This is a genomic window from Mesorhizobium ciceri biovar biserrulae WSM1271, assembly GCF_000185905.1.
GTDB classification, from domain to species: Bacteria; Pseudomonadota; Alphaproteobacteria; order Rhizobiales; family Rhizobiaceae; genus Mesorhizobium; species Mesorhizobium ciceri.
Genome location: NC_014923.1, coordinates 3,024,139 through 3,040,383 on the forward strand (window position 1 = coordinate 3,024,139; position 16,245 = coordinate 3,040,383).

The following is a 16,245-nucleotide window of genomic DNA, read 5'->3' on the forward strand; positions in this document are numbered from 1 at the left end:
TTCAAGCCCCCTGACACGATGTGGAGAAAAAATTGGCCAGCGAGCCGTCCGCCATTGCTGAACAGAAGGCCGAGGCCGTAGAGGCAAAGCCGCTGCGCGCCGATGCGCGGCGCAACCGCGACCGGCTGGTCGAGGTGGCGGTGTCAGTCTTTGCCGAGCGCGGCATCGATGGCTCGCTGGAGGAGATCGCGCGCCGCGCCGGCGTCGGCATCGGCACGCTCTACCGGCATTTCCCGACGCGCGAGCATCTGGTCGAGGTGGTCTATCGTCGTGAGGTGGAGGCGCTGTGCGCGGCCGCCGGCGAGCTTGCCCAAAAACATCCGTCCGATGTCGCGCTGGAACAGTGGATGCAGCGCTTCGTCGACTACATCGCCACCAAGCGCGGCCTGGCGACCAGCCTGCGCATTGTGCTCACCACCAATTCGACGCTGTTTTCCGACACGTTCGGCCGGGTGTCGCAAGCCTTGCGACGCCTGGTCGAGGCGGCGGTGGCCGACGGCACCATCCGCGGCGACGTCGACGCTTCCGACGTGCTGCACGCGCTGGGCGGCATCTATTCAGCGCCCGACACCCCCGAATGGCGCGACCGCTCGCGCCGGCTGGTCAAGCTGTTGATGGACGGGTTGCGGTTCGGGGCTGCAAAGGCAAAATGAGGCGACCAGATTCCGGCCGTGCAAAACCAGACCTATCGATGAGTTGAGGGGATACGATGTATGTAGGCCGTTCCTACAAACTGATCGATTTCGCGCTGTGGTCGCGGCGCAGCGTCATCTACATGGTGGTGGTGAGCGGTCTGGCCGTGGCGGCCTACCGTCTTCCAGGCATCGCCGGGTTTTCGGTGCCATGGTCGGTGGTGCTGGTGCTTGGCACCACCGTGTCACTCGTCGCCGGGTTCAAGAATTCGCAGGTGTTCACCCGCAGCAGCGACGCGCTGCAGGCTTTTACGCAAATTATGGCCAGCAGCCGTTTGTGGTCCAATTTCTGCAGGGATTTCCTCGACGCGCCGACGGCCAGACAGCTCATCTATCGCCACATCGCCTGGATGACGGCATTGCGCTTTTCTCTGCGCCGGCCGATGCCATGGGAGTCCATGGCGCGGGCCGCCAATATCGAATACCGGCGGCGCTACCGTATCCATGAGGATGCGAGCTCGGTCGGCGACGAATTGCGTCCGCTGCTCGCCGAACAGGCCGAGGACGTCCTGAAATCGCCCCAGCCGGCGATAGCCCTGCTCGAACTGCAATCTGTCCAGGTCAATGCGCTGTTCAAGGACACAAAGCTCCCTCCTCAGATCTATGGCGAACTGACCAAGCTGATCCGCGACTTCCATGACCAGCAGGCGCGCTGCGATCGCATCAAGAACAATCCCTATCCCCGGCAATACGCCATCGTCAGTTCGATGTTCGTGATGATCTTCTGCACACTGTTGCCGTTCGGGGTCGTTCCCGTCTTTGCCGATATGGGCAAACTGGGTGGCGCGCTCGGGTCGATAGCGATCTGGCTGACGATCCCGTTCAGCACGCTGCTCGGCTGGGCCTACATGTCTCTCGACCAGGTCGGCGAAAGCAGCGCCAACCCGTTCGAGGGCAATGCCAACGACGTTCCGATCTCGCAGATTTGCCGCGACATCGAGATCGAGTTGCGTAGCGGGCTCGGCGAGAGCGACCTTCCCAAGCCCCTGCTGCCGGTCAACGACATCGCGACCTAGGCAGGATCACGACGAAGGCGCGGCCCGGCGGTCCCCTTCATCGTGCTGCTGGCGGAGGACGCTCAAACGTCAAGGCAGACCTTGCCGAAATGCTTTCGGGATTCGTAATGCGCGAAGGCGGTGGCGATGTCCTGCAGCGGAAAGTGGCGGTCTATGACGGGCTTCAGCCTGTTGGACTCTATCGCGCGGATCATATCCTCCTGGTCGGCCCGGCTGCCGATGGAAATGCCGCTGATGCGGATCTGGTTGGAAAACAGGGCTGGGATAGACACTTCCGCCGCAAAGCCGGTCAGGACGCCGACCAGCGCGATGTGACCGCCCGTGCGGCAGGCGACAATCGACTGCGCCAGCGTGGCGGGTCCGCCGACCTCGATCACGTGATCGACGCCGCGCCCGCCCGTCAGATCCTTGGCCTTGCGGCCCCAGTCCGGGACGGACTTGTAGTTGATGACGGCGTCGGCTCCGAGGCGCTTGAGCCTTTCCAGCTTCTGCTCGTCGGATGAGGTGGCGATGACCCGGGCGCCAGCGGCCTTGGCGAATTGCAACGCGAACAACGATACACTGCCCGAGCCGAGGACCAGCACTGCGTCGCCCGGCTTCACCTTGCCGCACACAACCAGGCCGCGCCAGGCAGTAACGCCCGTGCAGGTGAGCGACGCCGCCTCGACATGCGTATAGCCTGCCGGTGCCCTGGTGAAAGCGTGCGCCGGCATGCAGACATACTCGCTGGCGAAGCCGTCGAAACTGTCTCCCGGAATATCGCGCCGGGTGCAGGGCGTCATGTTACCGCCCAGCCACCAGGGATAGAAGACGCTGACGACGCTGTCTCCGGGCCTGAGTGCATCGACACCGTCGCCGAGGGCAATCACTTCGCCGGCGCCGTCGGAGAGCGGAACGCGGCCGTCGGCGAGAGGCATCTTGCCTTGCACGGCAAAGTCGTCGCGCATGTTCAGCGCGCAGGCCCGGATCCTGACCAGCACCTCGCCCGGCCCTGGCTGGGGCGGATCTTCCTCGACCAGGTCGAGATTGCCCAAGCCGCCCGGCGCTCTCAGCCTGACCAGTCTCATTGTCTTCTCCGATGTGTGGGGTGTCTAGAATTGGAAGGGCCTAGCGGGCCTGCCGGCCGGAGATCACCCGCAGCCAGGGCGCCAGATGAAAGGCGCTCATCAGCAGATACATCGCAGCCATGCCCGTGAGGGGCGAGGCGTCGGTGCCCATGCACTGCATGGCCGCATCGCCGCTGAAGATGCAGGTGAGCAGCGCCATCACGGCGAAGGTCGGTGCCGCGGCAAGGCAAACCCAGTCGGCCAGCCCGAGGGTGGTGGCTTCTGGGATCGTGCCGCCGGCACCTGTGTGGATATCGCTCATCGCCTTGATCCTTGATGATCATGCCAGTCACGACAGGTTCCTCTCTCCAGGGAGTGGGGAGAGGAACCCAGACTGGACAACCGTTACTGCTCGCCCTTGTCCCTGAACGCGGCCTCGCCGGCAGCAGACACTTCTTCCCATTTCTTGTCGGCCCCGGCGTCGTAATTGTCGTGCCAGTTCCACCAGGAGTAGAGTGGAGTCTGCGGATAGCCTTCGGGCGAATCCTCCCAGATTTCCTGGCGGCCGAGCGGCGTCGCGTCGAGATAGCTCCAGACGGTGCCCATCGCTTCGTCGCCGCGGCTGTTAATCAAGTAGGTGCGGAAGATGCGATCGCCGTCACGGATGAAGACGTTGTGGCCGTGCCATTCGTCGACACCGAAGTCCTTGTCGAAACTGTCAGTGATTGTGTACCAGGGCATCTGCCAGCCCATCCGCTGCTTCAGCCGCGCAATGTCGGCCTGCGGGGCACGCGAAGCGTAGGCAAGCGTGGTGTTGCGGGCGTTGAGATGGGCGAGGTGGCCGACCTGGTCGGCGCCCAGCGAACAGCCGCGGCAGGCGTGATCGGGCCAGCCATGCACGCCGGGCTCGAAGAAGGCGCGATAGACGATCAGCTGGCGGCGGCCTTCGAACAGATCGAGCAGGCTCGCTCTGCCGTTCGGTCCCTCGAACACATAGGCCTTGTCGACTTCCATCCACGGCATGCGCCGGCGCTCGGCGGCCAATGCGTCCTTGGCGCGCAGTGTTGCCTTTTCCTTCACCAGCATCTGTTCGCGGGCGGCTTCCCAGTCCTGCCTCGAAACGATGGGCGGGGTCTTCATTGCGATGTGCTTGGTCATTGGTCGTCTCCTTTGCCAGTCGGTTGTCGCTTGCTGTCAGCCAGAATAGGGCGGTGAAGCGGGAGGGTGGGAGTTACAAGTGTGACGGGATTTGCAGGAGCCGGCCCGTCGCAGCAGGGGTGGCGCATCCTCACGGTGCCTTCGGCCGGGTGGAGAGGAGTGTCGGTTGGCATTGTCGGTTCTCCCTTGGCGTGCCGCGCGTTGCCGATAGTTGCCGATGCGGCTTGCCGGTTGACGGTACGGATTTAAGTTAGGGCGGCGACGCACAAGGGTGGGAGTTACAAGTGTGACGGGATTTGAATGGATTCGCTGATCACCGCGGCTGCGCTGGCACTGGCCGGAGGCGACCCGCTCGGCGCGCTGGATCGCGTCGCCTTGCGCGAAGACCCGCCGGCGCTGGCGCTGCGCGGCATTGCCATGGCGCAGCTCGGCGATCTCGATCGCGCCAAGGCGCTGCTGCGGCGTGCCGCGCGCGGCTTCGGCCCGAAAGAGGCGGTAGCGCGTGCCAGATGCGTCGTTGCCGAGGCCGAGATCGCGCTGGTCTCGCGGGATCTCGGCTGGCCGGCCAAGGCTTTGGATGCGGCGCGGGCGACGCTGGAAAAGCGTGGCGACCGGCTGAACGCAGCGCATGCCGGCCACCTCAAGGTGCGGCGCCTGCTATTGATCGGCCGTCTCGACGAGGCCGAAGACGTGCTGGCAGGGCTCGACCCGGCACCGCTTCCGCCGGCCTCGCGCGCCGCCCACGAACTTGCCGTCGCCGGCATCGCAATGCGGCGCCTCAAGACGAAGCCGGCGCGCAGGGCGTTGGAGTGGGCACGCCACGCCGCCCGCCAGGCCGGCATTTCGGGGCTCATCGCTGAGGTCGACCGTGCATTCCTGGCGCTGGACACGCCGGCGGCGCGGCTGATCGCGGCTGGCGAGCAGCGCCCGTTGCTGCTTGAGGACGTCGAGGCGTTGCAGGCGTCGCCGGCGCTGCTGGTCGATAATTTCCGATATGTCGTGCGCCAACAGGAGAAAACGGTCTCGCTGGCCACGCGCCCGGTTCTGTTCGCGCTGGCCCGTACGCTCGCCGAAGCGTGGCCAGGCGATGTGTCCAGGGCGACGCTGATCGCGCAAGCCTTCGGCGGCAGGCACGCCGATGAATCGCATCGGGCGCGGCTGCGGGTCGAGATCGGTCGGCTGCGCACCGAATTGCGGAGCCTGGCCGACATCGGCGCCACCAGCCAGGGCTTTGCGCTGGCGCCGCGCCACGCACGCGAGGTGCTGGTGCTGGCGCGGCCGATCGAGGAGCGGCACGCGGCGGTGCTGGCTTTCCTTGCCGACGGTGAATCCTGGGCGAGTTCGGCGTTGGCGCTGGCGCTTGGCACCGGGCAGCGCAGCGTGCAGCGGGCGTTGGAGCAGCTTGGCGAGGCCGGCAAGGTGCAGTTTTTCGGTCACGGCCGGGCGCGCCGCTGGATGACGCCTCCACTGGTGGGATTCACGACCACCTTGTTACTCCCGGCCCCGCTGCCGAACGGTTAGGAAGTGACATCGGATCTCAATGAGGACAAGGACATGAAACAGTCAACGGCCGAAATCCTGCGCGAATACGGACCCTTTGCCGATGTGGAGAGGGTGCATGGGGTGAGCTTTGACGGCAGCAATGTCTGGTTTGCCTCGGGCGAGAAGCTGAACGCCTTCGATCCGGAGAGCGGGCAGAACCTGCGCTCGATCGATGTCGCGGCGCATGCCGGCACCGCCTGGGACGGCCAGCATTTCTTCCAGCTTGCCAACGACCTGATACAGAAGATCGACCCTGATACCGGCCAGGTGCTGGCGACCATTCCGGCGCCCGGTGGTGGCGGCGATTCCGGGCTGACCTGGGCCGAAGGAACGCTCTGGGTGGGACAATACCGCGAACGCAAGATCCACCAGGTCGACCCGGAAACCGGTGCGATCCTGCGCACCATCGAATCCAACCGCTTCGTCACCGGGGTGACATGGGTCGAGGGCGAGCTGTGGCACGCCACCTGGGAAGGCGACCAGAGCGACCTGCGCCGCGTCGACCCGAAATCAGGCAAGGTTCTGGAGAAGCTCGACATGCCGGCCGGGATGGGTGTGTCGGGGCTGGAATCCGATGGCGGCGACCGCCTTTATTGCGGCAGCACATCCGCCGGGGTGGTGCGGGCGGTGCGCCGGCCGCGGTGAGGATGCGGCCGACGCCGAAGTCACACTTGCAGGCGCACTTCACACGGCAATTTGTCCGCTGTCGGCTGGCCGTTGCCCCTTGTCGGACCTAGATAGGCTGTGCGCCGGGCGGACGCCCGGCCCAGCTTTGCAAAGGATCCCTCATGCCTGAACAGCCCACCATGCCCGAACAGATTGCATTGAACGACGGCTCCGCCATTCCCCAACTCGGCCTCGGTGTGTGGCAGGTCGACCAGGACATCACCGCCGACGTGGTGGGTTGGGGCATCGAGGCCGGCTATCGCCTGATCGACACCGCCGAAGGCTATCAGAACGAGGAAGGGGTCGGAGAGGCGATCCGCAGTGCCGGCGTGCCGCGGGCTGAGCTGTTCATCACCTCGAAACTGCGCAACGGCGCGCATCAGCGCGATGCCGCGCTGCGGGCCTTCGACGAGACGATGGAGAAGCTCGGCGTCGAACAGATCGACCTGTTCCTGATCCACTGGCCTGTGCCCAGCCAGGACAAATATGTCGAGGCCTGGAAGACGCTGGTCGAACTCCGGCAGGCCGGCCGCATCAAGTCGATCGGCGTTTCGAACTTCAACCAGGACCATCTGGAGCGGATCATCGGCGAGACCGGCGTGACGCCCGTCGTCAACCAGATCGAGCTGCATCCCCAGTTCCAGCAGCGCGGTGTCAGGGACTTTCATGCCAAGCACGACATCCGTATCGAAAGCTGGAGCCCTCTGGGCAGCGGCCGGCTGCTCGGCGATCCGACCATTGCAGGCATCGCCAAAAAACATGGCAAGTCCGTCGCACAGGCGATCATCCGCTGGCATCTCCAGGAGGGGCTGATCGTCATTCCAAAGTCGATCCGCAGGGATCGCATCGCCGCCAATTTCGATGTCTTCGATTTCGAACTGGATGCGCAGGACCTGCAGACGATCCGCGGCATGGATTCGCCCGAGGGCCGCAACGGACCCAACCCCGCCACGGCCGCGTTCCTGTTCTGAGAGGCAAGTTTTAACGAGCTGGCAACGAAACTGCTAATCTCCCCCACGAGGGGGGAGATTGGCAGCTTTGCGGCTTTCGCCAATTTCTTGCGCCCCTCAAATCCCGGACCCATCCAACTGCTGGGCGTCTTCGCCTTCCCAGGGCGCCGGCATCGACGCGCGGCTGAGGTTGGCGGTGGGCAGCGGCATCCAGCATTTCAGTTCCGGGTCGGCGTATTCGATGACGCGCCCGGGCGAAGAGTCCGACGCGCGCCAGCCTTCCGAGGCGAACTGGTCGGCACGCGACCAATAGGCAAGGTCGACTTCCGCCGGTCCCTGCTCGGACGGACGCACAGTGACCAGGATGCGGCTGCCGTCCTTCGGCGCCGTCGACATGTGGCGCCACCGTTCGGGCTCGTCCATCGCATTCCTCCTCGCACTCGTAGCGTTGGGAGGAGTGTCGCCTCGTGGTCCGAAGGGGTCAACCCAAAGTTTGCGCCAGGCATCGGCTGATGACCCCTCCAGACGGTGCCTGCACAGTTGTGCGCAACACGCCGCGGGCGGTCATGCACGCTCGACGGGCCGTGACCCAGTTGATAAGCCCGTCTGCGAAAGGAGCGCCTGAGTCGAGATGACCGTTGCGATCGAGATGGGACAGACGACCGCAGGCGCCCCGGCGAAGCTGGATCTCGAGGAACTGCTCGCGACGCGCCTTTTGGTGCAGGGCAATTCGGGCTCCGGCAAGTCGCATCTGCTGCGGCGCCTGCTGGAGCAGAGCGCGCCCTGGGTGCAGCAGACCATCATCGATCCCGAGGGCGACTTCGTTTCGCTGGGCGACCGTTACGGCCATCTGGTGATCGATGCCGAGCAGCATACCGAGCGCGGCCTGCAGGCGGCAGGCGAGCGGGCGCGCATGCATCGCGTCTCCACCGTGCTCAATCTCGAAGGGCTCGACGCCGAGAACCAGATGCGGCGTGCCGCCGCCTTCCTCGGCGGGCTGTTCGAGGTCGCCCGTGACCACTGGTACCCGATGCTGGTGGTGGTGGACGAGGCGCAGCTGTTCGCGCCGGCGGTGGCCGGCGAGGTTTCCGACGAGGCGCGAAAGCTCTCGCTCGGCGCGATGACCAATTTGATGTGCCGTGGCCGAAAGCGCGGGCTGGCCGGCATCATCGCCACCCAGCGGCTGGCAAAGCTCGCCAAGAACGTCGCCGCCGAGGCGTCCAACTTCCTCATGGGCCGCACCTTCCTCGATATCGACATGGCGCGTGCCGCCGACCTTCTGGGCATGGAGCGGCGCCAGGCGGAGGCGTTTCGCGATCTGGAACGCGGGCAGTTCATGGCGCTCGGCCCGGCGCTGTCGCGCCGTCCGCTGGGCCTGCGCATCGGCCCGACGGATACGAGCCCGCGCAACGGAACGCCGCGGCTGATGGCGATGCCGGAAGCAGCACTCGAGGATGCACGCGCGATCATCCTGGCGGCGCCGCCGCCCGAAACGGTGCGCACGCCGCGCCGCCCGGCGTCGCCGGACCTGCTCGACCAGTTGATGGCGGCGAAGTCGGCGGCCTTGGAAATCCGCCCCGAACCGGCGGAGCCGCAAGTCAGCGCCGAGGATCTGGCCGAGCGCCGCGAGCGCGTGGACCGCGTGCTGCGCGCCATCCTGGCGCAGCCCGACGCCGGTTTTCGCGTAATCGGGGTACTCTATCAGGAGTTCGTGGTCCGCTGCCGCATCGAAGGCCTGGCCTCGGTCGTGCCCGACCTGCCGGAGTTCCGCCGCATGCTGACGCGCGCCCGGGCCGGCCTTGGGTCAGAGACGACGCAGGACGACGCATGGCGGGACGTTTCCGTCCGCGCGTCGCTGCTGCCCGACGACATGCAGGGCGTGTTCATGATGATTGCCCGCGCGGCGAAGGAGGGCTGGCCTTGCCCGAGCGACGCCGCGATCGCCCGCGCCTACGGCTCGCACTCGCTGCGCCGCGCCCGGCGCCTGTTGACCTATATCGAGGAGCAGGGCCTCATCGTCTGCCAGCTCGACGGGACAGGCCGGCGCACCGTGACACTGGTCGAATTGGCCTGGGCCACCGCACCGGGAGATCCGAATGCCGAGGAGGTGGAGCAGGGAAGCCTGGCGCTGTGAGGCGGCGCGGGTGCTTTGAGCGAATGATGCGATAGGCTTTTTCAGTCACCGTCATCGCGACAAATTTCTGATGGCAACCGTGAAATCGCCGACGGCGAGATGCGTCATGCAGGCGCTTGCGTTTCGATGGCGCTCACCGGTTCGCCCCAATCACCCACTGTTCCTGATCGACGAGCGTGCCGGTCATCGGCCCGGCAGAATCCGAAAGCAGGAAGACGGCGAGGTTGGCGATATCGCTGGTCGAGAACAGGCGGCCGAAGGCTTGCGAGGCGTTGGCGGCATCGAGCCAGCCCGGCCCGTTGCCCAGCGTGTCGGCTTGCATGACGCGTTCGGCCGGCGTGTCGGTCCAGCCGACATTGATGCCGTTGACGCGGATGCGATCGAAGCGATGGGCGTTGGCGGCGTTTTTGGTCAGCGTGGCCAGCGCGCCCTTGCTGGCGGAATAGACGGCGAGCTCCGGCGAGCCGCAATGGGCGTTGATCGACAGGATGTTGACGATGGCGCCGCGCTCTCCGCGCTTCTTCATGTCGGCGATGGCCGCCTGCATGAGGAAGAACGGCGCCCGCGCGTTGACCGCGAACAGCGAGGCCCAGCCGTCGAGATCGGCATCGACGAAGGAGGCCCGGTCGGTCAGTCCTGCGGCGTTGACCAGCGCATCGATGCGGCCGAAGCGCTCGATGCAGGCTTGCGCCAAAAGGGCAGGGGCTGCCGGGTCGGCGAGGTCGGCGGCGACGAAAACCGTCGGCGTGCCGAGCAGCGAAAGCTCTTCCGCAACGGCATCGCCGCGCGTCTTCTCGCGCCCGGTGACGAGCAGGCCGCCGGCGCCGCAGCGCGCCAGCGTCTCGGCGATGGCGCGGCCAATGCCTTGCGTCGAGCCGGTGACCAGCGCCACCTTGCCGTTGAGTTGGAGCTCCATTCCTCTTCCCCGCCTCGCATCTGATTTCAGGCTAGCGCGGCGCGATCGTTTTACAATACGGAAATTGGAAATCTTGGAGTGGAGGTTGTTGGCTTCGCGCTGCGTGGGGCCGGCGGGAGCCTGCCCCAATGTCGTGACCCCTACGTAGCGGAGGCCGTCGCAAAGACGCTAGTGGACCGTGATTATGCCCTCGACGGCCCGCCATTCCGAAGGCTGGATGAGCCGGTGATGAGCAACGCGAACCGAATGGAGCGGACCATCGAGTTCGCGCTCCCAATATTGGAGAAAACCCTTGAGTTCGGGAAAGGCCGGAGCGAGATCATAGTCCTGCCAGACATAGAGCTGAAGCAGGCTTGGATGATCGGGCAGGTAATAGTGGATTTCGGCCGTCGTCAGGCCATAACCTTCCATTTGCAGGCGGAATTCGTTGCTGACCATATCGGCCATGTCTTTCTCCTTCTCCGCTGAGGCATCCAGCCGGCGGGCATTTGTGTCGAACCCGCCCAATGCCGGGCCGGGCCGATCGGTTCTGTCGACCCTCTTCAAACAACGCCGCGAGAAGCTCGCGGGTTCCGAAAATAGCCACGCCATAACAGTGCCTTGGCGCTCTTTCTTGTCGAATATAAAAATTTTTGCGCTGGTCTCTTGAAACCGAAAAACGGCAAAACTAGCTCGATATGCGCCGCGATGCCTGACGAAGGGTCGCGGCGTTCCGCACCGGTCCGATATTGCCGGTTCGGTGCGGAGGAACCTCAAAACCTGTTTGTCCACGAGGAGAACGACATGGCGTTCCGTCCATTGCATGACCGTATTCTGGTCCGCCGCCTTGAAGCCGAGGAGAAGACCTCCGGCGGCATCATCATCCCCGATACCGCAAAGGAAAAACCGCAGGAAGGCGAGGTGCTCGCCGTCGGTCCCGGCGCCCGCGACGACAGCGGCAAGCTTGTCGAACTCGATGTCAAGGTCGGCGACCGCATCCTGTTCGGCAAATGGTCCGGCACCGAGATCAAACTCGACGGCGAGGACCTGCTCATCATGAAGGAGAGCGACGTGATGGGGATCATCGATGAGATCGCCGAAGTGAAGAAGGCCGCCTGACGGCTTCTTGTATCCAACCAGTCAACGAATGCTGCCTAGATAAAGGAGTGATCCAATGGCTGCCAAAGAAGTGAAATTCCATACCGAAGCGCGCGAGAAGATGCTGCGCGGCGTCGACATCCTTGCCAATGCGGTGAAGGTGACGCTCGGTCCCAAGGGGCGCAATGTGGTCATCGACAAGTCGTTCGGCGCGCCGCGCATCACCAAGGACGGCGTCACCGTCGCCAAGGAGATCGAACTGGAGGACAAGTTCGAGAACATGGGCGCCCAGATGGTGCGTGAGGTGGCGTCCAAGACCAACGACCTTGCGGGCGACGGCACGACGACCGCAACGGTGCTTGCACAGGCGATCGTCAGGGAAGGGGCCAAGGCGGTTGCCTCGGGTATGAACCCGATGGATCTGAAGCGCGGCATCGACAAGGCGGTCGATGCGGTGGTCGCCGAACTGAAGACCAATGCCCGCAAGGTCACTCGAAACGACGAGATCGCGCAGGTCGGCACCATCTCCGCCAATGGCGATGCCGAAATCGGCCGCTTCCTCGCTGAGGCGATGGAGAAGGTCGGCAATGAAGGCGTCATCACGGTGGAGGAGGCCAAGACCGCCGAGACCGAACTCGAAGTCGTGGAAGGCATGCAGTTCGATCGCGGCTACCTCTCGCCCTATTTCATCACCAACCAGGACAAGATGCGGGTGGAGCTCGACGAGCCCTATGTACTGATCCACGAGAAGAAGCTCTCCAATCTGCAAGCGATGCTGCCCGTGCTCGAAGCCGTGGTGCAGTCTGGCAAGCCGCTCCTGATCATCGCCGAGGATGTGGAGGGCGAGGCGCTTGCCACGCTGGTCGTCAACAAGCTGCGCGGCGGCCTCAAGGTCGCGGCCGTCAAGGCGCCGGGCTTCGGCGACCGCCGCAAGGCCATGCTGGAGGACATCGCCATTCTCACCGGCGGCACCGCGATCTCGGAAGATCTCGGCATCAAACTGGAAAACGTAACGCTGCAGATGCTGGGCCGCGCCAAGAAGGTGGTGATCGAGAAGGAAAACACCACCATCGTCGATGGTGTCGGCCGCAAGGAAGAGATCCAGGGCCGTGTCGCACAGATCAAGGCGCAGATCGAGGAGACCACCTCCGACTATGACCGCGAAAAGCTGCAGGAGCGGCTGGCCAAGCTCGCAGGCGGCGTTGCGGTGATCCGGGTCGGTGGCTCGACCGAGGTCGAGGTCAAGGAGCGCAAGGACCGTGTCGACGACGCACTGCATGCAACCCGCGCGGCCGTCGAGGAGGGCGTGCTGCCCGGCGGCGGCGTCGCCTTGCTGCGGGCGGCCAAGGCGCTCGATACCGTGCAGACCGACAATTCGGACCAGAGGACAGGTGTCGACATCGTGCGCCGTGCCATCGAAACGCCGGTCCGGCAGATCGCCGAGAATGCCGGCGCCGAAGGCTCGATCATTGTCGGCAAGCTGCGCGAGAAAAGCGAATTCGGCTGGGGCTGGAACGCCCAGACCAATGAATTCGGCGATCTCTTCGGCCAGGGCGTTATCGACCCGGCCAAGGTGGTGCGCACCGCCCTCCAGGACGCGGCATCGGTCGCCGGCCTGCTGGTGACCACGGAGGCGATGGTGGCCGAGAAGCCGAAGAAGGAAGCCGCCGCCCCGGCAATGCCCGCCGGCGCCGGCATGGACTTCTGAAGTCGCGGCCCAATCCGCCCGCTCCCCTGGCGGGGAGCGGGCGTCAGTCGAAGAGAGAGTGGAGGTAAAGATGGATGCAATGGCTGGCCTCGGATCCGTACCGGCTCCTACGCATCAAGCGAAGGAGTTCCTGGCCTATGAAACAGAATGCAGGAACGTGCTGAAGCCGCTGCTAGCAGGGCTGCTCGACATGGCTGAAGCCGCCGGCTGGAACCGGCGAACCGCGGCGTCGGCACTGATGTTCCTCGCAGCGCAGCAAGTGTCGGCAACATCCGAGGTATCCGCCGGCAGCGGCTGAACGGAAATCGGCCAGTCCCTTCACCTATCCGCGGCGGGCCGTGCTTCCCGGTGTTCGGCCCGCTGCAGGCCCTGAACAATCGAGAGGAGGCACAAGCCATGAATCGCGGGCAATTCGAGGAACCGGTCACACTTCTGGTCGGAATGGGCTTTCCGAGGAAGATCGACAGCGTGATGGAAGCCTATGCACTGCTGCAGGACTGGCCGAGCGCCGGCCGCAACGGCGCCCATGCCATCGCACTCAACGCTTGCAAGGCGGGCATCGTTGGCGAAATCGATCCGGAGACGGTGCGGGCCACGCTGGTCAGCTTCGCGCGCCGCCACGACATACTGGTGCCTGACATGGTTACGCCGCTCGCGACGGTGGCGGGTGGTGCGCTGCGCACGAGCTGAACTGACGATGACGGCGCTGCAACAGCGCCTGAACACGCTGTTCTTGCGATAGGCCAGGCGCCCACCGGACACGTTGGAATTCCGTTTCGGGCGGTAGTGTTCTCGTTGGTCAGTCGAGCGAACGCGTCAGCAAGACTGACCTGTTCTGCCCGAATAGCGCCTCTGAGCGCGCCCTTCCGGTTAAAAAAGTATCATCCGTTGTCTTGAATCGTGGTGGCGCCTGTTGTCACGAGCCGGTACCGTGGCTCTTGAAATGCAGAGCCGAAACCAATTCGGCCGGTTTAGGGAATTGGGCCGAACGCGGCAAATATCCGTGCCGGCCCGGGAGGAAACGGACATGGAACCGGACCTGGAAGTTGTCCAGATACGACGCGGTGAGTCCTTCAAGGCGTGGTCGCATGGCTACCCCTTCCATACGGTGCGCTGGCACTTCCATCCAGAATATGAACTGCATCAGGTAATCTTCACCAACGGCCGCTATTTCGTCGGCGACTTCATCGGCGAGTTCGAGCCGGGCAATCTGGTGCTGACGGGGCCGAACCTGCCCCACAATTGGGTCAGCGACATCCCCAAGGACAGCTCGATCCCGCTGCGCGGCCGCATCATTCAGTTTTCCGAAAGTTTCATCGGCGATGCCATGCATGTGCTGCCGGAGCTGGCGGGGCTTGCGGCTCTGCTCGAGGCGTCGCGGCGCGGCGTGCTGTTTTCCAACCGCACCAGCAAGGCGCTGGCGCCATTGATGGAAGAGATGATGCAGGCGCAGGGCGTGCGCCGCATCGAGCTGTTTATGATGATCGCCGGCCTGCTCAGCCGCGCCCAGGAATTCCAGCTGCTGGCAAGCGCCAGCTATCGGCCCGATCCGTCGGGCTACATGACCGCCGGCATGAACAAGGCGCTCGCCTATATCAGGGAGAACCTGACGCAGCTGTTCGACGAGGCGGATCTCGCCGCCATCGCCGGCCAGTCGACCGGGGCCTTCTCGCGCTCGTTTCGCCGCCACACCGGCATGTCGCTGGTGCAGTATGTCAAGCGGCTGCGCATCAATCTCGCCTGCCAGATCCTGATGAGCGATGAGCAGGCGTCGATTACCGACATCTGCTACGAGGTCGGCTTCAACAACCTGTCCAATTTCAACCGGCAGTTCCTGGCGGAGAAGGGCATGCCGCCCTCGCGCTTCAGGCGCCTGCTGGCCGACAACATCAACGCGGGAAAAGCCGCTTAACGGAGGAGCCAGGGAGGAACCAAGGGAGGATTTTTCTTTTGCATGACGGACGTGAGCCGCGTTGAGCGGTTCGCGATGGGGAACGCTTGTCTCGAATTCCTCCGTCGGCGGAGGACGTCGGCGCGGCTCGAAAGTCCAGCGCCGGACCCTGGTTCCCCTGCAGTTGGGGCGAGGGTGGATGGGTGTCTTCAGACCACCAAAGCAGTCAACGACCTTCTTACAACATATCCAGAAACGGAGAAGACCGAATGACCAAACTTTCAATTTCATTGAAGTCCACTGGCAAGTCCGCCGGCATGGCAGCGCTTGCGCTGTCGCTGCTGGCAGGCACCGCCGCTATCGCCAAGGCAGCCGAAGTCACCGACGCCACCGTCGCCTTCCTGATGCCTGATCAGGCCTCGACCCGTTACGAACAGCATGATTATCCCGGCTTCGCCGCCGAGATGAAGAAGCTATGCCCGGGCTGCAAGGTGCTCTACCAGAACGCCGATGCCGACGCCTCGCGCCAGCAGCAGCAGTTCAACTCGGTGATCTCGCAGGGCGCCAAGGCGATTGTGCTCGACCCCGTCGACTCGACCGCCGCCGCCTCGCTGGTCAAGCTGGCGCAGAGCCAGGGCATCAAGGTCATAGCCTATGACCGGCCAATCCCGACAGCGCCGGCCGACTTCTATGTCTCGTTCAACAATGAAGGCATCGGCAAGGCCATCGCCGATTCGCTGGTCGAGCACCTGAAGGCGCTGAAGGTCGATCCGGCCACCGGCGGCGTTTTACAGATCAACGGTTCGCCGACCGACGCGGCGGCCGGCCTGATCAAGAAGGGCATCCATGCCGGCCTCGACAACAGCGGCTACAAGATCCTGGCCGAATACGACACGCCGGAATGGGCGCCGCCGAAGGCGCAGCAATGGGCCGGCGGCCAGATCACCCGCTTCGGCCCGAAAATCCTCGGCGTGGTTGCCGCCAATGACGGCACCGGTGGCGGCGCCATCGCGGCCTTCAAGGCGGCCGGCGTCGATCCGGTGCCGCCGGTGACCGGCAATGACGCGACGATCGCGGCACTGCAGCTGATCATCGCCGGCGACCAGTACAACACCATCTCCAAGCCGAGCGAGATCGTGGCGGCGGCCGCCGCCAACATCGCCATCAAGCTACTTTCCGGCGAGACGCCTAAGGCCGAGATGACGCTGTACGATACGCCCTCGCAGCTGTTCACGCCGGCTGTTGTGACGCAGGAAAACCTGAAGGCCGAGATCATCGACAAGAAGATCAACACCGCGGCCGAGCTCTGCGTCGATCGTTACGCGGAAGGCTGCAAGAAGCTGGGCATCGGGAACTGACCGCGACCCTTGCCCGCTCCGCTGCCTGGCCACCCGCGCGGTGGCCAGGCAGCGCTCATGCGAAATTTTTGAACCGGTTTTGAAAGGCTTC

Annotated in this window: 18 protein-coding genes; 12 read left to right on the top strand and 6 right to left on the bottom strand. The window is 64.5% G+C overall.

Annotation, left to right across the window (positions count from 1 at the left end; all coding sequences use genetic code 11):
* Window positions 1–32: 32 nt before the first annotated feature.
* Window positions 33–653, top strand: a complete 621-nt coding sequence (locus tag MESCI_RS14555) for a TetR/AcrR family transcriptional regulator (protein ID WP_013530706.1) — start codon at window positions 33–35, stop codon at window positions 651–653.
* Window positions 654–709: 56 nt separating this feature from the next.
* Entirely contained in the window at window positions 710–1,708 is a 999-nt protein-coding gene (locus MESCI_RS14560) for a bestrophin family protein (protein ID WP_013530707.1), read from the top strand.
* Window positions 1,709–1,770: 62 nt separating this feature from the next.
* Here MESCI_RS14560 and MESCI_RS14565 read toward each other — a convergent pair whose 3' ends face one another.
* The 3 genes from MESCI_RS14565 to MESCI_RS14575 all read right to left on the bottom strand — a co-directional run bounded on the left by MESCI_RS14565 (window position 1,771) and on the right by MESCI_RS14575 (window position 3,912).
* A complete protein-coding gene (locus tag MESCI_RS14565) occupies window positions 1,771–2,775 on the bottom strand; it encodes a zinc-dependent alcohol dehydrogenase family protein (protein ID WP_013530708.1) in 1,005 nt (334 codons plus the stop codon).
* Window positions 2,776–2,815: 40 nt separating this feature from the next.
* On the bottom strand, window positions 2,816–3,076 hold the full coding sequence (locus tag MESCI_RS14570; RefSeq protein WP_013530709.1) for a hypothetical protein: 261 nt from the start codon (window positions 3,074–3,076) through the stop codon (window positions 2,816–2,818).
* A gap of 83 nt (window positions 3,077–3,159) precedes the next feature.
* Complete coding sequence (locus MESCI_RS14575; RefSeq protein ID WP_013530710.1) at window positions 3,160–3,912, bottom strand: DUF899 domain-containing protein; 753 nt, start codon at window positions 3,910–3,912, stop codon at window positions 3,160–3,162.
* Window positions 3,913–4,212: 300 nt separating this feature from the next.
* Here MESCI_RS14575 and MESCI_RS14580 point away from each other — a divergent pair, with 300 nt between their 5' ends.
* The 3 genes from MESCI_RS14580 (at window position 4,213) to MESCI_RS14590 (ending at window position 7,091) form a co-directional block, all read left to right on the top strand.
* Window positions 4,213–5,433, top strand: a complete 1,221-nt coding sequence (locus tag MESCI_RS14580; RefSeq protein WP_013530711.1) for a hypothetical protein — start codon at window positions 4,213–4,215, stop codon at window positions 5,431–5,433.
* Window positions 5,434–5,466: 33 nt separating this feature from the next.
* Complete coding sequence (locus MESCI_RS14585) at window positions 5,467–6,099, top strand: Vgb family protein (protein ID WP_013530712.1); 633 nt, start codon at window positions 5,467–5,469, stop codon at window positions 6,097–6,099.
* A 143-nt stretch (window positions 6,100–6,242) separates the two neighbouring features.
* The gene (locus MESCI_RS14590) at window positions 6,243–7,091 is read left to right on the top strand and encodes an aldo/keto reductase (RefSeq protein ID WP_013530713.1); all 849 of its coding nucleotides are present in this window, start codon (window positions 6,243–6,245) and stop codon (window positions 7,089–7,091) included.
* A 96-nt stretch (window positions 7,092–7,187) separates the two neighbouring features.
* Here the strand turns inward: MESCI_RS14590 and MESCI_RS14595 are convergent, their stop codons facing one another.
* Window positions 7,188–7,493: a hypothetical protein gene (locus MESCI_RS14595; protein ID WP_013530714.1), complete on the bottom strand. Its 306-nt coding sequence runs from the start codon at window positions 7,491–7,493 to the stop codon at window positions 7,188–7,190.
* 208 nt (window positions 7,494–7,701) lie between these two features.
* On the opposite strand from MESCI_RS14595, the gene MESCI_RS14600 reads away from it, so the two are divergent.
* Window positions 7,702–9,204 carry an ATP-binding protein gene (locus MESCI_RS14600; protein WP_013530715.1) on the top strand — a complete coding sequence of 501 codons (1,503 nt, stop codon included), beginning with the start codon at window positions 7,702–7,704 and terminating at the stop codon, window positions 9,202–9,204.
* Window positions 9,205–9,337: 133 nt separating this feature from the next.
* Here MESCI_RS14600 and MESCI_RS14605 read toward each other — a convergent pair whose 3' ends face one another.
* On the bottom strand, window positions 9,338–10,120 hold the full coding sequence (locus tag MESCI_RS14605) for an SDR family oxidoreductase (RefSeq protein WP_013530716.1): 783 nt from the start codon (window positions 10,118–10,120) through the stop codon (window positions 9,338–9,340).
* Between the two features lie 168 nt (window positions 10,121–10,288).
* Complete coding sequence (locus MESCI_RS14610; protein ID WP_013530717.1) at window positions 10,289–10,567, bottom strand: usg protein; 279 nt, start codon at window positions 10,565–10,567, stop codon at window positions 10,289–10,291.
* Between the two features lie 336 nt (window positions 10,568–10,903).
* Between MESCI_RS14610 and groES the strand changes: the two genes are divergently transcribed.
* From groES to MESCI_RS14640, 6 genes are all read left to right on the top strand, one after another.
* Complete coding sequence (groES, locus tag MESCI_RS14615; RefSeq protein ID WP_013530718.1) at window positions 10,904–11,218, top strand: co-chaperone GroES; 315 nt, start codon at window positions 10,904–10,906, stop codon at window positions 11,216–11,218.
* Between the two features lie 55 nt (window positions 11,219–11,273).
* A complete protein-coding gene (gene groL, locus MESCI_RS14620; RefSeq protein WP_013530719.1) occupies window positions 11,274–12,905 on the top strand; it encodes a chaperonin GroEL in 1,632 nt (543 codons plus the stop codon).
* Between the two features lie 70 nt (window positions 12,906–12,975).
* Window positions 12,976–13,203: a hypothetical protein gene (locus tag MESCI_RS14625; protein ID WP_013530720.1), complete on the top strand. Its 228-nt coding sequence runs from the start codon at window positions 12,976–12,978 to the stop codon at window positions 13,201–13,203.
* 98 nt (window positions 13,204–13,301) lie between these two features.
* Window positions 13,302–13,595, top strand: a complete 294-nt coding sequence (locus tag MESCI_RS14630; RefSeq protein ID WP_013530721.1) for a DUF982 domain-containing protein — start codon at window positions 13,302–13,304, stop codon at window positions 13,593–13,595.
* Between the two features lie 337 nt (window positions 13,596–13,932).
* Entirely contained in the window at window positions 13,933–14,817 is an 885-nt protein-coding gene (locus tag MESCI_RS14635; protein WP_013530722.1) for an AraC family transcriptional regulator, read from the top strand.
* Between the two features lie 248 nt (window positions 14,818–15,065).
* Complete coding sequence (locus MESCI_RS14640; protein WP_013530723.1) at window positions 15,066–16,154, top strand: ABC transporter substrate-binding protein; 1,089 nt, start codon at window positions 15,066–15,068, stop codon at window positions 16,152–16,154.
* Window positions 16,155–16,245: the final 91 nt, after the last annotated feature.

Bases quoted from the DNA above. Each gene is read 5' to 3' on its own strand.
- MESCI_RS14560 (WP_013530707.1), top strand. From the start codon at position 710: ATGTATGTAGGCCGTTCCTACAAACTGATCGATTTCGCGCTGTGGTCG.
- MESCI_RS14565 (WP_013530708.1), bottom strand. From the start codon at position 2,775: ATGAGACTGGTCAGGCTGAGAGCGCCGGGCGGCTTGGGCAATCTCGAC.
- MESCI_RS14570 (WP_013530709.1), bottom strand. From the start codon at position 3,076: ATGAGCGATATCCACACAGGTGCCGGCGGCACGATCCCAGAAGCCACC.
- MESCI_RS14575 (WP_013530710.1), bottom strand. From the start codon at position 3,912: ATGACCAAGCACATCGCAATGAAGACCCCGCCCATCGTTTCGAGGCAG.
- MESCI_RS14580 (WP_013530711.1), top strand. From the start codon at position 4,213: ATGGATTCGCTGATCACCGCGGCTGCGCTGGCACTGGCCGGAGGCGAC.
- MESCI_RS14585 (WP_013530712.1), top strand. From the start codon at position 5,467: ATGAAACAGTCAACGGCCGAAATCCTGCGCGAATACGGACCCTTTGCC.
- MESCI_RS14590 (WP_013530713.1), top strand. From the start codon at position 6,243: ATGCCTGAACAGCCCACCATGCCCGAACAGATTGCATTGAACGACGGC.
- MESCI_RS14595 (WP_013530714.1), bottom strand. From the start codon at position 7,493: ATGGACGAGCCCGAACGGTGGCGCCACATGTCGACGGCGCCGAAGGAC.
- MESCI_RS14600 (WP_013530715.1), top strand. From the start codon at position 7,702: ATGACCGTTGCGATCGAGATGGGACAGACGACCGCAGGCGCCCCGGCG.
- MESCI_RS14605 (WP_013530716.1), bottom strand. From the start codon at position 10,120: ATGGAGCTCCAACTCAACGGCAAGGTGGCGCTGGTCACCGGCTCGACG.
- MESCI_RS14610 (WP_013530717.1), bottom strand. From the start codon at position 10,567: ATGGCCGATATGGTCAGCAACGAATTCCGCCTGCAAATGGAAGGTTAT.
- groES (WP_013530718.1), top strand. From the start codon at position 10,904: ATGGCGTTCCGTCCATTGCATGACCGTATTCTGGTCCGCCGCCTTGAA.
- groL (WP_013530719.1), top strand. From the start codon at position 11,274: ATGGCTGCCAAAGAAGTGAAATTCCATACCGAAGCGCGCGAGAAGATG.
- MESCI_RS14625 (WP_013530720.1), top strand. From the start codon at position 12,976: ATGGATGCAATGGCTGGCCTCGGATCCGTACCGGCTCCTACGCATCAA.
- MESCI_RS14630 (WP_013530721.1), top strand. From the start codon at position 13,302: ATGAATCGCGGGCAATTCGAGGAACCGGTCACACTTCTGGTCGGAATG.
- MESCI_RS14635 (WP_013530722.1), top strand. From the start codon at position 13,933: ATGGAACCGGACCTGGAAGTTGTCCAGATACGACGCGGTGAGTCCTTC.
- MESCI_RS14640 (WP_013530723.1), top strand. From the start codon at position 15,066: ATGACCAAACTTTCAATTTCATTGAAGTCCACTGGCAAGTCCGCCGGC.